We start from the raw sequence: 18,601 nt of genomic DNA on the forward strand, positions 1-18,601 counted from the left end.
TATGAAGAAAAAGACGGCGTTAATACACGGGGGAATTAGTAGAGATGAAACAACTGGTGCGGTTAGTGTTCCAATTTATCAAACTAGTACGTATAAACAAGATGCTGTTGGCAAACATAGGGGATTTGAATATTCCAGAACAGGCAATCCGACACGACATGCTCTTGAAGAGTTAATGAAAGATATTGAACACGGTGTTGCAGGGTTTGCATTTGCATCTGGAATGGCAGCTATTCATACTGTGTTTAGTTTATTCAAGACTGGTGACCATATCGTAGTTGGCGATGATGTTTATGGTGGTACTTACCGTTTACTTACAAGAGTGTTATCAAATTTAGGCATAACAGCTACATTTGTTGATACAAGTAATATTACTTTAGTTGAAAATGTTATTTCACCAAATACAAAAGCAATTTTTATTGAATCACCTAGTAATCCATTATTAAAAATTACTGATATTAAAGCAATTGCAAAACTTGCAAATGAGTATGACCTATTAACGGTTGTTGATAATACTTTTGCTACTCCATACTGGCAACAACCTCTTACATTAGGTGCTGATATTGTTGTTCATAGTGGAACTAAGTACCTTGGAGGACATAGTGACGTAGTAGCTGGAATTGTTGTAACGAATAAAGAAGAGTTAGCTGAAGAATTAGCGTTTTATCAAAACTCGATTGGTGGAGTTTTAGGACCTAACGATAGCTGGTTATTACAACGTGGTATTAAAACACTTGGAATTAGAATGGAAGAGCATGAAAGAAATACGCATGAAATTGTGACGTTTTTATCGAATCACCCAAATGTAAATAAAGTTTTCTATCCTGGATTATCGACACATCCAAATCATGAATTAGCAAAACAACAAAGCAGTGGATTTGGTGGCATGTTATCTTTTGAATTAAAAGAAGGATTAGATCCAGAAGAATTTGTAGGTAAATTAAAGTGGTTTACATTAGCTGAAAGTTTAGGTGCAGTTGAAAGTCTTGTAGGTATCCCTTCAAAAATGACGCATGCTTCAATACCAAGGGAAAAACGAATTGCATCAGGAATTTCTGATGAATTAATTCGATTATCAGTTGGTCTAGAAGATTTAGAAGATTTAATTGAAGACCTAGAACAAGCATTAATATTTCAGACATCAAAGGTGAGATAAATGGGTAGAGAGTTTTTAGATGTTTTTACTGGTTGGGCAGAAAGTTACGATTCTTTTGTTCAAGGCCATGACCCAGAATATAAAGAAGCATTTCGACGTTATGATGAAATACTGAATGAAATTGTTAATAGAAGTGGGAACAGCGTCCTTGAATTTGGTATTGGTACTGGGAATTTAACAAAGTTACTTCTTGACAAAGGAAAAACTGTATTTCCAATCGAACCATCTCCTGAGATGAGAATTATTGCCTCAAAGAAATTAGGCGAAAATATTACAATTCACGACGGAGATTTAATTGATTTTCCAAAACCACAGGCTGGGATCGATACAATTGTAAGTTCATACGTTTTTCATCATTTAACTGATCAAGAAAAATATGAAGCTATTAAAATATATAGCTCATTATTGAACTCAAATGGGAAAATCGTATTTGCGGATACAATGTTTTTAACAGAAAACGATTATAAGAATGAAATTACAAAAGCAGAAAATGCAAATTATATCAATCTAAGAGATGATTTAATTAGAGAATATTATCCATTAATTCCAGTTGTTCGTTCACATTTTGAAAAAAATGGATTTGATGTGAAATTCGAACAATATAATGATTTTGTATGGATCGTTGAAGCTACAAAAATATAGAGAGATGTAATGTAGGAGGAAATAAAATATGCCATCAGTTGAAAGTTTTGAATTAGATCACACAAAAGTTGTTGCTCCTTACGTTAGACACTGTGGTACTCATGCAGTTGGTACAGACGGAATAGTTACAAAATATGATATTCGTTTTTGCCAACCTAATAAGCAAGCAATGAAGCCGGATACAATACACACTTTAGAACATTTATTAGCTTTGAACGTTCGTGAAGCTGTGCCTGCTGGTGACCCTTTTAAAATTATTGATTTATCACCAATGGGTTGCCAAACAGGATTTTATTTAATAATAGCTGGTACACCTTCAATTTCAGAAGTAATCACATTATTACGTAAAACAGCTGAACTTGGACTACAGGTTGAAGAAGTACCTGCTGCAAATGAGCTTCAATGCGGCCAAGCAAAACTTCATGACCTTGAAGGCGCAAAAAAATGGTTAAAATATTGGAGCGAACAAACAGACGAAACGTTGGAAAGCGTATTTGCTTAATAGTGAAAAACGTCATCTTAATGGATGACGTTTTTTATATTGTTGGAATATGAAAATTGTAGAGTGCAAATAAAAAAGATGAAACTGCAATTAAAAAGAGCAGATCTGCAATTAAAAAAGTCAAAACTACAAATAAAATGAATTGAGTGCAAATAAAAAAGGTGAAACTGCAATTAAAAATGTCGGATCAGCAAATAAAAAAGTCAAAACTGCAATTAAAATGAAGTGAACTGCAAATAAGATCAAGAATCATACATAAATTTGAGTGAAATCTACAAAAGTCTCGAAGGTTAATTGTCTAATGAATTGAAAAATGAACAATTAATAAAATATTAATTAAAAAAGATAAATTGTTATCTCGCCCTAGGAAAGTGGGCATCTCATAGTAATAAAACTAATGCAGACCCCCTAGTTGGAAAAATCGTTTTTCAAAAGAATGAAAAAACGTCACCTTAATTTTGATGGCGTTTTTGATAAACTAATTTATAACGTTTTTTTATTAATTGATCACAAGAAGTAGTTTCTCTTTTGGAACAGTGAATTTAATTTCGCCAATATTTTCTTCAATATCTTCAATTGTTGGAATATCATCAAAGCTTTGAATTGAAATGGCATCATCTAAGCATAATAAAATATAAGGGTAGTTAGTTTCTGTAGAGTCATAGATTAATTTGTATGCTTTTGAAGGTTTATCGGAAGTGAAAAATACATCGCCTAATTTAAACGAACCAACTGAATTATATTTTACTGCAGGATTAAAAGAATAATTCATATAGTAAGCTCCTTTTTCATTTTACTTATTATATTATTGACGGGATTCTAATAGATTAAACAGCAAACTAGTAATTTGCTTGAATTGTAATAGATAGTTTGTTTTTTTGAGTTACCATTGTGATTTCACCAATCCAATCTTCAATATCTCCTAGGGTTGGCATAATGTCATAATTTTGGACTAGTCTTGCATCGGTTAATGAGACGAGAACATATGGAAAATCGTCTTCATTTTCTTCATAAACTAGCATATAGATTGTTTCATTCTTTTTAGTAATAAGCACACTACCTGGCGTAATAATTTTAGAACGGTCAAAGGCTGAGGAGTGTTTTAAAGTTAAATTCATATCTATTACCTCATTTCTGCAAATCTAGTAAATTATATGATAGATTTTTGAAAATATGATATTGAGAGAAGGAATAAGGAACTGGGGAAGAATGACGATGGGGCACGACTTGAAAAATGGAATTATGGTTTAGATTTGGCGTTTAACGCACTTTATTCACAAAAAACCTTGTAGTTACCACTTGTTTTCAATTGTATAAATCTGTATGATGGTTGAAGAGGTGAAATGATCGAATGGAAAGATTACAGAAAGTTATTGCTAGAGCGGGAATTGCTTCTCGTCGCAAAGCAGAAGAGTTAATTAAAGAAGGAAAAGTGAAAGTGAATGGTCAGGTTGTTACTGAGTTAGGTGTAAAAGTAAGTGGTAACGATCGTGTTGAAGTGGAAGAGATTCCGATTGATAAAGAAGAACCAGTTTACTTCGTTTTATATAAACCATCAGGTGTAATTTCAAGTGTTTCAGATGATAAAGGTAGAAAAGTTGTAACAGACTTTTTTCCAATGATTAAACAACGTATTTATCCAATTGGTAGATTGGATTTTGATACATCAGGTATTATTCTATTAACAAATGATGGAGAATTTTCAAATATACTTCAACATCCAAAATATGAAATAGATAAAGAATATATCGCTAAAGTAAAAGGGATTCCAACTAAAGAGCAGTTACGTAAATTAGAAAGAGGAATTGTACTTGAAGATGGGAAGACGGCTCCAGCTCAAGTTAAAATGATTTCACTTGATAAAGGCAAAAATACTGCAATTGTAAGACTGATCATTCATGAAGGAAGAAACCGTCAAGTCAAGAGAATGCTTGAGGCGATTGGCACACCAGTTATGAAGTTAAAACGTGAACGATATGCGTTTTTAGATTTGACTGGATTAACTCCTGGTGATGCAAGAGAACTATCACCTCATGAAGTGAAAAAACTAAGAGCAATGGCTACAGCAAAGCCACGCTAATAATAAGTCAGACGATAGAGCACTGTATTCTTATTTGCTTACCTTACCTATTAATAGTACTTTTTTATAATCTGGTTAACACTTTTAGAAACTGTGTTTTAATTCAGTCTGATACACTATTTTTTCCACTACGACTCGGTAAATACCGAGTTTTTTCTTTGCTTGAAACAAGTAATATTTTTGTATAAAAGATTGAAAATTTAGTCTTTTTTGAAACGTATCAAATTTCTATTCAAGAATAGGAAATAATGATATTCTATCATATGGGAGGAACTGTATATATGATGAAAAATAGAACGTTAATACGAACAATTATCTTATTAGTTTTGGTTTGTGCAATTGGTTATACTTTTTACATAAATTTCTTTAAGAAAGATGAAGTTATTACTAAAGGAAGTAAGGCACCAAACTTTGCTATGACGGAGCTGAATACTGGTAAGAGATATACTCTTTCAGATGAAAAAGGAAAAGGCGTAATTGTTAATTTTTGGGGTACTTGGTGTGAGCCATGTAAGCGAGAAATGCCTTTTATGAATGAAATCTATTCGAAATATATGGGAAAAGGAATCGAGTTACTTGCGATGAACGCAGATGAATCGAAATTTTCAGTACAAAGATTTGTAAGCGATTATAAACTAAATTTTCCAGTCGGAATAGATAAAGATCAAGAGGTTTTAAATATATATGGTGTTAACCCTTTACCAACTACGTTTTTTGTAAGTCCGGATGGGACAATAAAGAGAATCGTAACTGGTCAAATGACACCGAATTCTTTTGAAAGTTATATTAAAGAAATATTACCAAAATGATGAGTGTACATTAGTAAGGGGAAATAAAATGGAGACTTTTAAATGTGAATGTGGTCATCTTAATCATGTAGGTACTGTAATATGTGAGTCATGTGGTAAACCGCAAGATGAAAAAGCAACCGAAATACTTGATATGCGCTATGAAGGGACTGCTAGAAGATCAATCGTTAATAATCAAACTTATATAGATAAAATATGGACGTTTTTTTCATCTGTAAAAGTAGCTGTTATAATTATACTAATTACGCTAGTAGCAGCAGCATTAGGTACTATTTTTCCGCAAAGAGATTTACTACCGCCTACTGCGAATCCTGCAACTTATTATCAAGATGAATATGGAATCTTTGGTAAAATATATGATGCAATTGGTTTGGATAATACGTTTAACTCTTGGTGGTTCATGTTACTTGTTGCTTCGATTGGGATATCACTAGTAATTTGTAGTTTAGATCGAATTTTACCACTCTATAAAGCTCTAAACAAACAAACTGTTACTAGACACCCAAACTTTTTAAAAAGACAAAAAATGTTTGGAATTAGTAGAGTTGATCATATTCCAGACGAGATAGAAAAAGCTAAAGTTAATTTACGTAAAAGAGGTTATAAAATTCGTGAAGAAAACGGCAATATCTTAGCAGAAAAAGGTCGTTTCTCTCGTTGGGGTCCATATGTAAACCATATAGGGTTAATTATCTTCCTTATTGGGGTAATGATGAGATATGTACCGGGAATGTATATGGACAAGGCGCTTTGGGTTCAAGAAGGCGAATTAAAACCTGTCGTTGGTACAAACCAAAACTATTATATTAAATTAAATGATTTCCATATGGAAACGTATGATAAAGATAAAGAGGGTAAAGTTTATAAAAAAGCGATTGAGCGCTTTGGAAATGATAAAATTCCAAAAAACTATCAAGCCGATGTGACGTTGTATAAACGCGAAGGAAATTTAATACCAGGAGAAGATCCAAAACTTAAAAAAGTAAAAGATTATAGTATTAAAGTTAATGAACCTCTAAAGTTCCAAAACTTCGCTTTATATCAAGTAGATTATCGAATTGGTGAATTTAGTGCATTTTTATTTACATTACAAAATAAACAAACTGGTGAAAAATTAGGGCCAATAACAGTAGATTTACAAAATCCTAAAGAAGTATATGACTTGAAAAATGGATATAAAGTAGAACTTAAAAACTATTTTCCAGATTTCTATTTTAACTCTGATGGTCAACCTGATACAAAAACCAGAAAACCGAACAATCCAGCGTTTGTATTTAAAATGACTACTCCAAAAACACCAAAAGGTGAAGTAGCATTTGTTGCAATCAAACAAAATATTGAACCAAATGGTGAAAACAAGTATAAAATGTCATTTGCAGGTATTGAAACAAAAGATTCAACAGGTTTAACAGTACGTAAAGATTTAACTCTTTGGTTACTAGGACTTGGAGGAGCAATTTTTATGATCGGTGTAATTCAAGGTATGTATTGGTATCACCGACGCGTTTGGATCCAAAATCAAGATGGGGAAGTTTGGGTTGCGGCATTTACAAATAAAAACTATTATGGTTTAAAGATGGAATTAAAGAAAGTGTTTGGAGACACAAAAATACAATTGCCGATTGATCAACAAGCTAATGAATAGTGTTTAACTAGGGGGAAAATATGTACGAGCTAAGTAGTAATTTTTTATTTATCGCGTTTATTTGTTATATTGTAGCTACTTTCTTTTTTGGCGGCTCGATGAAAACAAATGATAATGGTCCTAATAGATGGGGTACAATTGGTATTACGATTACATTAATTGGATTCTTATCGCAAATTACTTATTTTATTTTAAGATGGATTGCTGCTGGACATGCACCTGTAAGTAATCTATTTGAATTTATTACATTCTTTGGCATGATGTTAATTTTTGCGTTTATCATGATTTATTTTATGTATCGCTTAAATATAATTGGATTATTCGCATTACCGTTGTCAATAATCATCATTGCTTATGCATCAGTATTTCCACATGAAATTAAACCATTAGTTCCATCTTTAAAAAGCTATTGGTTACATATCCATGTAACGACAGCAGCTTTGGGGGAAGCTATTCTAGCAATTAGCTTTATTACAGGACTAATTTATTTAATTAAAAATATTGATCAAAAAGTATCAACAAAGAAAACATTTTGGCTAGAAGCAGTTTTATATTTCTTAGTAACTGTTGTTGGTTTCGTTATTATTTCAACAGCATTTAATGCATCTGGATACGAAGCAAAATATAATTGGATTAATAAAGATAAAGTACAAGAAGAAATGATCTATAATCTTCCATCAATTGTTGGTCCACATAAAGGTGAATTGACAACAAAAGATCGATTTGAAGCCCTTGCAGAAGTGCCAGCGATGGTTAATGCTAAAAAATTGAACACTGTAATTTGGTCAATTTTTGCTGGAGTAGCATTATATGCAATCATCCGTTTAATTATAAGAAAACGAATTGGAGCATTTTTACAGCCTTTTGTACAAAAAGTCGATAGTGAATTATTAGACGAAATCGGATACCGTGCTGTAGCAATTGGTTTTCCGGTATTTACACTTGGTGGACTAATCTTTGCTATGATTTGGGCTCAAATTGCTTGGACAAAGTTCTGGAGTTGGGACCCAAAAGAAGATTGGGCATTAATAACTTGGTTATTCTATGCAGTGTTCTTACATCTTCGTTTCAAACGAAATTGGCAAGGTGAAAAATCTGCTTGGTTAGCCGTACTAGGATTTGCAATCATTATGTTTAACTTAATTGCTGTTAACTTAATCATTGCAGGCTTACACTCTTATGCGTAATTAATTAAAAGCCCTGTAAAGGATCAACCTTCCTTTACAGGGCTTTTTCTAATTTAAATTTTCAATCTAAATATAAATTTGGCTTCCTAGAAATGGTACACTTACTTCCTAGTTTTTTTTCACTATTTTATGGAAATAATAAATTCTATGAATTATGTAAAAATGTTCACAAATTATACTAGAATATACAATTTTTATTATGTAAAATTATGAAGAGGGGGTCGAAATTATGGATCAAAATATAAAAATATTAATAGCAGATGATGAAGATCGTATTAGACGATTATTAAAAATGTATTTGGAACGTGATGGTTATAGTATTGATGAAGCTGAAAACGGCGAGGATGCATTAAATTTAGCATTAAAGAATGAATATTCCTTAATCGTACTAGATTTGATGATGCCTAAAATTGATGGAATTGAAGTTTGTAGGGAATTACGTAAAACAAAGACAACTCCAGTCATTATGTTAACAGCAAAAGGTGAAGAAACAAACCGAGTTCAAGGTTTTGAAGTAGGGACAGATGATTATATCGTTAAACCATTTAGTCCACGTGAAGTCGTTCTTCGAGTTAAAGCTCTATTAAGACGTTCTTCACCTGTACCAGTATTTACTTCAGACAATTCTTCAGCGAAGGATATCGTTGTGTTTCCGCATCTAACGATTGATAATGACGCGCATAAAGTAATTGTTGAAGGGGAAGAGATCAGTTTAACGCCAAAAGAATACGAACTACTGTTGTTTTTAGCTAAGGCACCTGACAAAGTATTTGATCGTGAAACATTATTAAAATCAGTTTGGCAATATGATTTTTTCGGCGATTTACGTACCGTAGACACACATGTAAAACGACTGCGAGAAAAATTAAGTAAAAGCTCTGAGGATGCTGCGAAAATGATCGTCACTGTTTGGGGAGTCGGTTATAAATTTGAAGTAGGTCAGGAGTAATGATCGTAAGAAGTTTAGTTGGGAAGCTTTGGCTGACAATTATCTTACTAGTCTCTCTTGTATTATCATTCTTGACCTTTGTATTAATAGGATTTTTTGAAAAATTTTATATTGACCTTCAAGTACAGAATATGAAAGATGATGCCACGAAAATTGCACAATTAATAGAAAATGGTCAGCCACTTTCCAATATTGAGTATTTGTCAAATAATATTGTTAGTAGATATTCAAGAGTAATCATTTCTATTGACGGTCAAGAGCCATGGTATTCAAATAATACATATGGGATACAGGAGCTACCTTTTAAAGAAATAAAAAATGATGAAATCTTAAATAAAACGTTAACTGATAATAAAGAGGTCAGTAAAAGACTTGTTTATGGCGAAAATAGTGAGAGAGAAAAATTAGTAGTGGGTGTTCCGTTACATACTAACTCCAAAAATGGAGCTGTATTTATATACCAAACATTACAACCTGTAAAAGTGATGATTCATCAAACGACTAATTTTGTCTTGCTCGCGGCATCGATTGGGATCGTGTTAACAACATTTTTCTCATTCTTTCTTTCTTCTAAAATTACAGCACCTCTTAGAAAGATGAAAGAAGTTGTAAGTAGTATGACTTCAGGAAATTTTAATGTAAAAGTACCAATCCATTCAAATGATGAAATTGGAGAACTTGCGTATTCATTTAATAAGATGAGTAAACAATTAAATTTTAATATGAATGCATTAAAACAAGAGAAAGAGAAAGTCTCTAATATTATTACAAGTATGGTAGATGGTGTAATTTCGATCGATAAAGAAGGTCAAATCGTGACATCAAATCCACCAGCTGAACGTTTTTTGAAAATGCTTAATGATGATCAGTTTGAAGAACCCTCTTCTCTAGTTTTAACGAAGGAACTATTAGATTTATTTGTATTAGTAGTCGAAAGTGAGAAAAAGCAATTTATAGAATTAAATTTCGATCAAGGTAATTGGCAAGTTTTAATGTCGCCCCTTTATAATCAAACAAATATAAGAGGCGTTGTAGCGGTGATTCGGGATGTTACAGAACAAAGACGTTTAGAAAAGATGAGAAAAGATTTTATAGCTCATGTTTCTCATGAACTACGTACGCCTATTTCTTTATTACAAGGTTATAGTGAAGCGATTGTTGATGGTGTAGCAGAATCCAAGGAAGAAATGCAAGAATTGTCACAAATCATTTATGATGAGTCACTTAGAATGGGTCGATTAGTAAATGATTTGTTAGATTTAGCAAGAATGGAGAACGGCTTTACTGAATTAAATAGAGAGTACGTTCCTCTAGTACAATTTGTAGATCGAATTTTACGCAAGTTTAAAGGTTTAGCAAAGGAAAAAAATATTAAGCTCTTTGGAGAAATCGACAACATCTCACATTTAAATATCTACATAGATGAGGATCGAATGGAACAGGTTTTTACAAATTTAATTGATAATGCTATAAGACATACGAATGAAAATGGAAGAATAATTGTTTCTGTAAATCAAAATGAACGATCAACTACATTTAATTTTATTGATTCAGGTGCAGGCATTTCAAATGAAGATTTACCATTTGTATTTGAACGTTTTTATAAAGCGGATAAAGCTCGTACAAGAGGTAGAAGTGGCACAGGTTTAGGTTTATCAATCGTTAAAAATATTGTAACAGCACATGGTGGATCGATTCAGGTCTATAGTGAAGTAGGACAGGGAACGACATTTAAAGTTAAAATACCGCATAATTTACGAATGAACGAAAAAGATGTAGAGTAATCTTGTTTCATATAAAACATATATCCATTAAGTTTAGAGACAAAATCTCTGCTAAACACATAAAAAAACAAAAAAAGGCTAGTAAAATAATAAACATCTAAAGAAAATAATTGAATTCTTACCAAATTTATCTTACGATTGAATTAATGAAATAATGATGAGTTTAGTGCAAGTTTTTGCTTAAAAGGGAATCTGGTATAATCCAGAACTGTCCCCGCAACTGTAATGTGGACGAAACGAATAGCCACTGTTCGAATGAATGGGAAGGTCGGAGTAGGTTGAAACAAAGTCAGTAGACCTGCTAAATTCATCCTTGTTCAATTCTTCGGGGAGTAAGAATTTGAAGCAGCAGTTGCAAGACTTCTTGTATATAAATGTTGTTTCAGCCCCGTTCAAAATGAATGGGGTTTTTTTTATGCTTTCCAAATATATTAGGAGGATTTAAATGAAGAAGTTTTTATCAAGTTTGATCATTATGTTATTGTGTTTAGGATTATTTGGTTGTAATAATGATACGACACAAAAAAAATCGAATGTAAGTAAGAGTGAACAAGCAATTTTTCCAATGACTGTAAAAGATGCAACGAACAAAGAAATTAGCTTTAAAGAGGCACCTAAAAGAATAGTATCACTTATTCCAAGTAATACTGAAATCTTGTTTTCTATTGGTGATGGCAAGGATGTAGTAGGGGTAACAGATTTTGACAATTATCCAAAAGAAGTAAAGTCAATTGATAAAGTTGGCGGAAATAATGCCGATATGACATATAATGTTGAAAAAATTATTTCATTAAAACCTGATTTAGTTTTAGCACATGAATCAAGTTTAGGAATTTCTGCTGACGGTTTAGAACAGATAAAACAAGCGGGGATTAATGTTTTTGTCGTGAAAAATGCTGCAACTATTAATGATGTGTATGATACAATTCAACAAGTTGGAGAAATCACGGGAAAAACTGAGCAATCGAAAAAAGTAGTTACTGGTATGAAAACAAAATTAGATGAAATTAGCAAAAAAACAGCTAAAGCAACTACAAATCCAAAGGTTTGGCTTGAGATATCAGGACCACCAGAAATATATACAGCAGGTAAAGGTACGTTCCTAGATGAAATGCTTTCGATTGTTCATGCTAAAAACGTAGCTGAAAGTGAAAAAGGTTGGGTTAAGTATAGTGAGGAATCAGCAATTAAAGCGAATCCTGATGTGATTTTAACAACTTATGGATATTATGTTCCAAATTTAGAAAAAACTGTAATGGCTAGAAAAAACTGGCAAACAGTAAACGCAATTAAAAATCACCGTGTATATGATGTAAATTCAGATACAACATCTAGACCTGGTCCAAGACTTGCAGAGGGAGTCGAAGCAATTGCAAAGGCGGTTTACCCAGAGCTTTATAAATAATACATATTCAATCTTTTTAATTCCAATTATCTTATTAATTTTTTTATTTATTTTAGGGGTTTCGATCGGTTCTACATCGATTCCCTTTTCTTCTATTATTTCTAGCTTTTCAGATGCTCTATTTAAAACAGATTATGTTCCAGCTGATATTCAAACAATTGTCATGAATATACGAGTGCCAAGGGTTATGTTAGCTGGATTAGTCGGTGCGTGCCTTTCGTTGGCAGGTGTTGCATTTCAGGGAATACTTAAAAATCCATTAGCTGATCCTTTTACTTTAGGTGTTTCTTCAGGCGCCTCTGTAGGAGCTGTTATAGTTTTGTTTTTCCAAATAAGCTTACCTTTTGTAACATATTTCACATTGCCACTTGTTAGTATATTATTTGGGTTTGGCACACTCATCTTATTAATACTATTTGTTAGAAAACTAGATCGATCTCTTAGTGTAGAGACAATTATATTAGGTGGCATTATAATAAGTTCATTTTGTTCTGCATTATTATCATTATTTATAACTTTTTCAAATAATGAATTACGTGTAGTAATTGGATGGTTAATGGGTAATATTGGTGGAAGGGGCATTCAGTACTCTCTTAGTTTATTACCGTTTTTAATCATTTCTTTCTTAATTTTATTTAGTCAAAATAGGCAGTTAGATGCGATGACATTTGGTAGTACAAATGCAAAACATATCGGAATTGATGTAAAAAAATCCACTTATTTAATTTTGTTAACAGGTAGTATTTTATCTGGTGCAGCAGTAGCAGTATCGGGAACAATTGGATTTGTAGGATTAGTTGTTCCGCATTTTACTAGAACTATGGTAGGGCCATTACACAAAAAATTACTTCCATTATCGATGATCAATGGCGCAATATTTTTAATCGGGTCTGACATATTATCAAGAGTTGTATTAGCCCCAAGAGAGTTACCAATCGGGGTAATTACATCTTTAATTGGTGCTCCAATATTTGCTTTTATATTACTATCTTTGAAAAGAAATAGGGGAAAAGTATGATCAAATGTCAAGATATCTCATATTCATATGATGGAATTCATACTGATTTGGATGAACTGTCTTATTCTATTAAACAAGGAGAATGGCTAGGAATTATTGGTCCAAATGGGAGTGGAAAGTCAACGTTTTTAAATATTCTTTGTGGACTTTTTAAGCCGTCTAAAGGAAATGTAATGTTGGATGGAGAATTTGTTACTAGTATGTCTAATAAACAAATAGCAAAAAAGATTGCTGTTTTATCACAACAAAATTCCTATACATATTCTTATGAGGTAAAAGAAACAGTTAAACTTGGTCGTCTTGCTCATTCGTCTTCCTTTTTTCCTAGCTGGTCCACAATCGATGAAACTGCTGTCAATAATGCAATGATGATGACTGGTACTAAGAAGATGGAAAAAAGCTTATTAAATGAAATTAGTGGTGGTGAGCGTCAAAGAGTATTTCTTGCTCAATGCTTCGCTCAGGAAACACCATATATCTTTTTAGACGAACCAAGTAACCATTTAGATTTAATGCATACAATTAAAATTTTAGACGTTTTAAAGGAATTACAAAAACAAGAGAATAAAACGATTGTAACGGTTTTTCATGACTTAAATTTAGCAAGTCTTTACTGTGATCGATTATTAGGATTAAAGGACGGAAAAATTTATATCGAAGGAAAAACAGACTCAGTATTAAGTGAAAATTTATTAAAAGGTTTATATGACACATCTTTTCAAATTTTAGATAATCCCGAAACAAATAAAAAGGTCATTATTTATAAAAGTAATGTATTGTAAATTAAAATTGAAAAAAGGAGAGGTTTTTCATGAAAATTTATACAAAAACTGGGGATAAAGGTCAGACTAGCTTAGTAGGCAAACGAGTTGATAAAGATGATTTAAGGGTAGAGTCTTACGGGACAATTGACGAAGTAAATACAATCGTTGGGTACGCAATGACATATTTAGATCATGATGATACGAGAGATATTTACAATTCACTTCAAAAGATCCAACATGAACTTTTTGATTGCGGTGGAGATTTGGCAGTAGTAAAGGATAGCATCCCTTTTAAAACGACAGAGAAAATGGTTGAAGAGCTTGAAACAATAATTGATGAATATATGGAAGCAACACCCCCATTACAGCGTTTTATTTTACCAGGTGGGTCAAAACCTGCAGCAATCATTCATCAAGCAAGAGCGGTAACGAGACGTGCCGAGAGAACGGTCGTAACATTAATGAAGCAAGAAAATATTCATCTTCCAGTATTTTTATATTTGAATCGATTATCTGATTATTTCTTTGCACTTGCAAGGTTAATTAATACACGTTTAAATATTAAGGATGTTGAATACGAACGAGGAGCAATCGTATTTAGAACTGATAAAAAATAAATAAGAAAAATAGCGATTGAATGGTTAAATTTTTCTAATCAATCGCTATTTTTTTTGTATAAATAAGTTTTTTCAATCATAGAATGTTTGAGGTAAAAGTACTTCTTGGTGTTTACATTTTCGATTTGCTCAATACTTCTTAAGTTATATACATAAAAAAGAGTTAAAGATTTGAAATGATTTATGCGCTTAGTCTATTTTTTTTCTGTATTACTAGTGTCAGTCCACGAGTTATTTGACTGACTAAACACATTCCACATTTATCAGGGGGAGGAGGCAAATAATGTTTGATTTTCTTAGGAGATGTTTGTTGATTGTTGTGTTCGTTTTAACGATTGGACTTTTATTTATCGGAGGAAATCGAGAGAAATTAAAGGATATAATCTTAGATAAAAATTTTCATGAATTAAAAATTGTTTCAAATCCTTAGCCGTTTATTTTGACTTAAAAGTTTAATATTTAGTGTTGAAAGCACCGATTGGTTTAGAACTTCATTATAAATGTAATTTACTAATAAATTTGGTAAAGTACATTTAAATGTGAAGTTCTATTTTTGATTTTAAGGAGAAAAAAATGACTAATATATGGGATCCAGCAATTGTAATGGGAGCTGAATTAGCGAAAGAAATTGTAAAGATTCAATTCCCTGAAATAAAAATAAACGCTATAAAAAAAATTGGTGAAGGATTTGATAATACTGTTTTTTGTTTAAATGATGAAATTTTATTAAGATTTCCGCGAAGAGAAATAGCTGTAGCAATTTTAAATGTTGAAAGACAATTACTCCCAATTATATTTAATCATTTTGAATTGAAAACAACGGTACCGATACTCGATGGAAAACCAACTGAATTATTTCCTTGGCCATTTTTAGGATATAATTTTATTGCAGGAAAGCCTCCAATTAATTTAAATAGAACAGAAAGAATTTTTATGATTGAACCAATCGCGAATTTCTTGAAAAATTTGCATTCAATAAATTTCGATGAGTTAAAGGATATTGATTTACCGTATGATGAGTTGAAGAGATTAGATATAAACTTTCGGAAACCTCAGGCTAAAAAATATATACAACAGGCAATACAGAAGAAACTAATTCAAGATGAACAGAAAATTAATCATTATATTGAAAGCCTAGTTGAAATTAAAAGTGAGACACCATTAGTTCTTGTTCATGGTGATTTGCATTTTAAGAATATGATTGTTAATGAGCAAAACCAACTTAAAGGAATTATTGATTGGGGTGATGCTCATATTGGTCATCGTGAATTAGATTTATCAATTATTTATAGTCTAATTCCGAGCGATATGAGAGGGAAGTTTTTTGAGATTTATGGTAATGTATCAGAAGCGTCAAAAAAACTAGCACAGTTTAGAGCCGTCTTTACAACAGTTGTGCTGTTGTTATATGCGAACGATCAAAATGATGATTTGTTGGTAAATTTTTGTCAAGAAAACCTAATGAATGCTTTAAATGATTAGTAGGAGATTTTTATTTACAAACTGTATTTATTTTAGTAACATTAAACTGTAATTTAATAAACGATCTATCTTCGGGGCGGGGCGAAATTCCCCACCGGCGGTAATTAAGCATTGCTTATAAGCCCGCGAGCCTGATTTTTTTGGCAGGATCTAGTGCGATTCTAGAGCCGACAGTATAGTCTGGATGGGAGAAGATGGAGGTTCGCAAGTTCAAAAATTTCTTCTTTTTGAACGCTTATTTGGCGTGCTGAAAATTCTCCCCTATTTTGAAAATTAAAATAGGGGATTTTATTTTATTTGCATAATTTTATACTATTTTTCTTTTTTATTTCGGACTTATGATAATATGTGCAAATAATAACGTAACTTAAGCGAACCTTTCATTTTTCTTGATATGATCGGGAAAAAGGAGAGAGGTAATATGCAACAACGCAACAAAGTAAATAAAATGGTGATAGTGGCAATGCTTAGCAGTATTTCTTATGTACTCATGATGCTGTACTTTCCACTTCCTGCATTTCCAGTATGGCTTACAATTGATTTTAGTGACGTACCAGCATTAATCGGAGCAATTGTTTTTGGTCCTGTAGCAGGAATAGGAATAGAGTTAATAAAAAACATCCTACATTATGTTATTAATGGTAGTATGACGGGTGTACCAATTGGAGAATTTGCTAATTTTAGTGCGGGTGTATTATACATTTTACCTGCGTCGTATTTCTTTAGAAAATACCGTTCAGTAAAAGGGTTAACTCTTGGATTGATCGTCGGTACTGTAGTGATGACTGGAATATTAAGTCTTTTAAATTATTTTGTGTTATTACCTGCATATGCACATTTCATGAATTTTAAGCTACCAAATGAAGTAATTGTTGCATCAATTATGCCATTTAATGCAATTAAAGGTTTATTAATCATGATCTTATTCTTAGTGATCTACCCTAAATTAAAGGTTTGGTTAACTCAAAGAATAAATGTGCATAACGTATAAATAAATGAAAGTGTCTACTAAATTTTGGTAGACCCTTTTTTGTTTTATGTACCTCTATTCGAACGAAAAGCAGTAAAAGAAGATCGGTTCGAATCTTGTAAACCATATTTATTTTGTTTACGAGAAAAAACTATTTCGTAAAAAAGAGAACCATCTATCGAATGATAGATGGTTTATTTGTTAATTTTTTAGCTGAGAAGTTAGAAAAAGAAACAGTTGTTCATTGCGTTCATCAAGTGCTTTGTCGATTTGACAAAGCAGAAGTTTTTGTGATGTTTGTGCTACAAGTGATGAAAGAAACGCATCGATTTCTGCTTGCACTTCTTCGCTTGGATCAATGGAAGTTGTCGAAAACGGATTAGTATCTAAGATCAAAGCGTACTCGATCGGCATCACATCAAATATCAACTCAAGATAAAACGGTATTTCCTTTCCATGTAATCGAAGTTTATGGTAAACCGATTCCGACGACAGATCAAACCTCTTACTATTTTCGTAATACGAAACCTGAGGGTGTGAGTAGTCATCCTTTCGAAAATTAATTACAATGCCATTTGGTGTACTCTTTGCATCATCTACAAACGAGATATTTGTTAGTACATCATCAACAGCAAGGAGAAATTGTAAAATCAATTCGATGTCTTTTTTTACCTGTTTTTTTTCTAAAAATTTGTTTAAAAACGTCTTTTTCTCGGTAACTGTCATCTGTTCCATGCTGTTCATCCTCTCTTGATGTTTTATTTATTATAGCAAGTTGTTAGATAATTCTGAATATGTAAATTAAGGAAATAATTAGCTCCATCATAATACTTTGGCACCCTGACCTATGTATATTTTGATCTAATTCAAAAAATATTGAGGATCAAAGCAGAAGACAAAACGGGATGTTTCTATGACATATTTTTCTTTCTTAATGAAGTAATCAAGGCGCCTATTAAAGAACACGAGCTATCCGTAACGCTCGTGTTTTTTTTATTTGAAAAAATAAAAAAAGCGACGAAATATCTTCGCCGCAGTTTTTACTATTCGAATTTTAAAGCGTCGCCATCGAATGATTCGTCAGCAACTTTGATTGAATCTGTTGGGCATCCTTCAAATGCATCCATCATGTCATCAACTAAAACGTCTGGAATTTCAACGATTCCTTGGTTATCATCTAGAGTAACGTATGCGATCCCTTCATCATCATAGTCATAGATATCAGGTGCAGCTGCGCCACAAGCGCCACATGCGATACAAGTGTCTTTATCAACGATTGTATATTTTGCCATTGTATTGACCTCCCAAATTATTCCCTGTTTTTGTTACAGATACTATTTTTGTAATGTACCTGTAAACATTTTAAAACGGTTTCCAAAACTTTTCAATATAATTGTACAAGGTTTTCAAAAAAACGAGAAATGATGAAATCCCAAATAAAATAAATAATGATTTTTATATGTTTAAAATGGTTTGGTTATTGATACATATGATAAGCTAGAAGAAATAAAAACAATTTAGAAAAAATGCACAAATATTTTTGTACTACTAATTATTATTCGAAAAAATATTTAAATATATTAATGGAATA

20 protein-coding genes and 2 riboswitches are annotated in these 18,601 nt (G+C 32.1%); of the genes, 16 read left to right on the forward strand and 4 right to left on the reverse strand.

The window, feature by feature from the left end:
* The first annotated feature begins 1 nt into the window (after position 1).
* From CN946_RS04570 to CN946_RS04580, 3 genes are read left to right on the forward strand one after another with little or no spacing between them, the layout of a single operon-like run.
* Complete coding sequence (locus CN946_RS04570) at positions 2–1,156, forward strand: bifunctional cystathionine gamma-lyase/homocysteine desulfhydrase (protein WP_098429727.1); 1,155 nt, start codon at positions 2–4, stop codon at positions 1,154–1,156.
* Positions 1,157–1,798 (forward strand): class I SAM-dependent DNA methyltransferase, encoded by a 642-nt coding sequence (locus tag CN946_RS04575; RefSeq protein ID WP_098860083.1) that lies wholly within the window; start codon positions 1,157–1,159, stop codon positions 1,796–1,798.
* 28 nt (positions 1,799–1,826) lie between these two features.
* On the forward strand, positions 1,827–2,300 hold the full coding sequence (locus CN946_RS04580) for an S-ribosylhomocysteine lyase (protein ID WP_098860084.1): 474 nt from the start codon (positions 1,827–1,829) through the stop codon (positions 2,298–2,300).
* Between the two features lie 499 nt (positions 2,301–2,799).
* Here the strand turns inward: CN946_RS04580 and CN946_RS04585 are convergent, their stop codons facing one another.
* Together CN946_RS04585 and CN946_RS04590 are read right to left on the reverse strand one after the other, a co-directional pair.
* A complete protein-coding gene (locus tag CN946_RS04585) occupies positions 2,800–3,072 on the reverse strand; it encodes a hypothetical protein (protein WP_056466812.1) in 273 nt (90 codons plus the stop codon).
* Positions 3,073–3,139: 67 nt separating this feature from the next.
* Positions 3,140–3,418, reverse strand: a complete 279-nt coding sequence (locus tag CN946_RS04590; RefSeq protein ID WP_098860085.1) for a hypothetical protein — start codon at positions 3,416–3,418, stop codon at positions 3,140–3,142.
* Positions 3,419–3,651: 233 nt separating this feature from the next.
* On the opposite strand from CN946_RS04590, the gene rluB reads away from it, so the two are divergent.
* From rluB to CN946_RS04650, 13 genes are all read left to right on the forward strand, one after another.
* Positions 3,652–4,380: a 23S rRNA pseudouridine(2605) synthase RluB gene (gene rluB / locus CN946_RS04595; protein ID WP_098860086.1), complete on the forward strand. Its 729-nt coding sequence runs from the start codon at positions 3,652–3,654 to the stop codon at positions 4,378–4,380.
* Between the two features lie 281 nt (positions 4,381–4,661).
* Complete coding sequence (gene resA / locus CN946_RS04600; RefSeq protein ID WP_098860087.1) at positions 4,662–5,189, forward strand: thiol-disulfide oxidoreductase ResA; 528 nt, start codon at positions 4,662–4,664, stop codon at positions 5,187–5,189.
* A gap of 28 nt (positions 5,190–5,217) precedes the next feature.
* A complete protein-coding gene (resB, locus tag CN946_RS04605) occupies positions 5,218–6,834 on the forward strand; it encodes a cytochrome c biogenesis protein ResB (protein WP_098860088.1) in 1,617 nt (538 codons plus the stop codon).
* A gap of 20 nt (positions 6,835–6,854) precedes the next feature.
* Entirely contained in the window at positions 6,855–8,021 is a 1,167-nt protein-coding gene (gene ccsB / locus CN946_RS04610) for a c-type cytochrome biogenesis protein CcsB (RefSeq protein ID WP_098860089.1), read from the forward strand.
* Between the two features lie 229 nt (positions 8,022–8,250).
* Positions 8,251–8,970, forward strand: a complete 720-nt coding sequence (locus CN946_RS04615) for a response regulator transcription factor (RefSeq protein ID WP_025672290.1) — start codon at positions 8,251–8,253, stop codon at positions 8,968–8,970.
* Positions 8,970–10,754, forward strand: coding sequence for an ATP-binding protein (locus CN946_RS04620; protein WP_098860090.1), 1,785 nt, complete (start codon positions 8,970–8,972; stop codon positions 10,752–10,754). Before CN946_RS04615 ends, CN946_RS04620 begins: the two co-directional genes overlap by 1 nt.
* Before the next feature lie 147 nt (positions 10,755–10,901).
* Positions 10,902–11,074: riboswitch (cobalamin riboswitch) on the forward strand.
* A 125-nt stretch (positions 11,075–11,199) separates the two neighbouring features.
* Positions 11,200–12,159, forward strand: coding sequence for an ABC transporter substrate-binding protein (locus CN946_RS04625; protein ID WP_098860091.1), 960 nt, complete (start codon positions 11,200–11,202; stop codon positions 12,157–12,159).
* A complete protein-coding gene (locus tag CN946_RS04630; protein WP_098860092.1) occupies positions 12,125–13,177 on the forward strand; it encodes a FecCD family ABC transporter permease in 1,053 nt (350 codons plus the stop codon). Before CN946_RS04625 ends, CN946_RS04630 begins: the two co-directional genes overlap by 35 nt.
* Entirely contained in the window at positions 13,174–13,959 is a 786-nt protein-coding gene (locus tag CN946_RS04635; RefSeq protein WP_098860093.1) for an ABC transporter ATP-binding protein, read from the forward strand. The genes CN946_RS04630 and CN946_RS04635 overlap by 4 nt, the downstream gene beginning before the upstream one ends.
* Before the next feature lie 29 nt (positions 13,960–13,988).
* On the forward strand, positions 13,989–14,558 hold the full coding sequence (locus tag CN946_RS04640; RefSeq protein WP_098860094.1) for a cob(I)yrinic acid a,c-diamide adenosyltransferase: 570 nt from the start codon (positions 13,989–13,991) through the stop codon (positions 14,556–14,558).
* A gap of 283 nt (positions 14,559–14,841) precedes the next feature.
* Positions 14,842–14,988, forward strand: a complete 147-nt coding sequence (locus tag CN946_RS23305; RefSeq protein WP_175403423.1) for a hypothetical protein — start codon at positions 14,842–14,844, stop codon at positions 14,986–14,988.
* 143 nt (positions 14,989–15,131) lie between these two features.
* On the forward strand, positions 15,132–16,040 hold the full coding sequence (locus CN946_RS04645; protein WP_098860095.1) for a phosphotransferase: 909 nt from the start codon (positions 15,132–15,134) through the stop codon (positions 16,038–16,040).
* A gap of 63 nt (positions 16,041–16,103) precedes the next feature.
* Positions 16,104–16,240: riboswitch (FMN riboswitch) on the forward strand.
* 221 nt (positions 16,241–16,461) lie between these two features.
* Positions 16,462–17,031, forward strand: a complete 570-nt coding sequence (locus CN946_RS04650; RefSeq protein WP_098860096.1) for an ECF transporter S component — start codon at positions 16,462–16,464, stop codon at positions 17,029–17,031.
* Positions 17,032–17,211: 180 nt separating this feature from the next.
* Here the strand turns inward: CN946_RS04650 and CN946_RS04655 are convergent, their stop codons facing one another.
* Both CN946_RS04655 and CN946_RS04660 read right to left on the reverse strand, forming a co-directional pair.
* A complete protein-coding gene (locus CN946_RS04655) occupies positions 17,212–17,745 on the reverse strand; it encodes a YpiB family protein (RefSeq protein ID WP_176547206.1) in 534 nt (177 codons plus the stop codon).
* A 308-nt stretch (positions 17,746–18,053) separates the two neighbouring features.
* Positions 18,054–18,302 (reverse strand): ferredoxin, encoded by a 249-nt coding sequence (locus CN946_RS04660; protein ID WP_056466764.1) that lies wholly within the window; start codon positions 18,300–18,302, stop codon positions 18,054–18,056.
* Positions 18,303–18,601: the final 299 nt, after the last annotated feature.

The sequence above is a fragment of the Bacillus sp. AFS053548 genome (assembly GCF_002575105.1).
In the GTDB taxonomy this organism is placed as follows: Bacteria; Bacillota; Bacilli; order Bacillales; family Bacillaceae_G; genus Gottfriedia.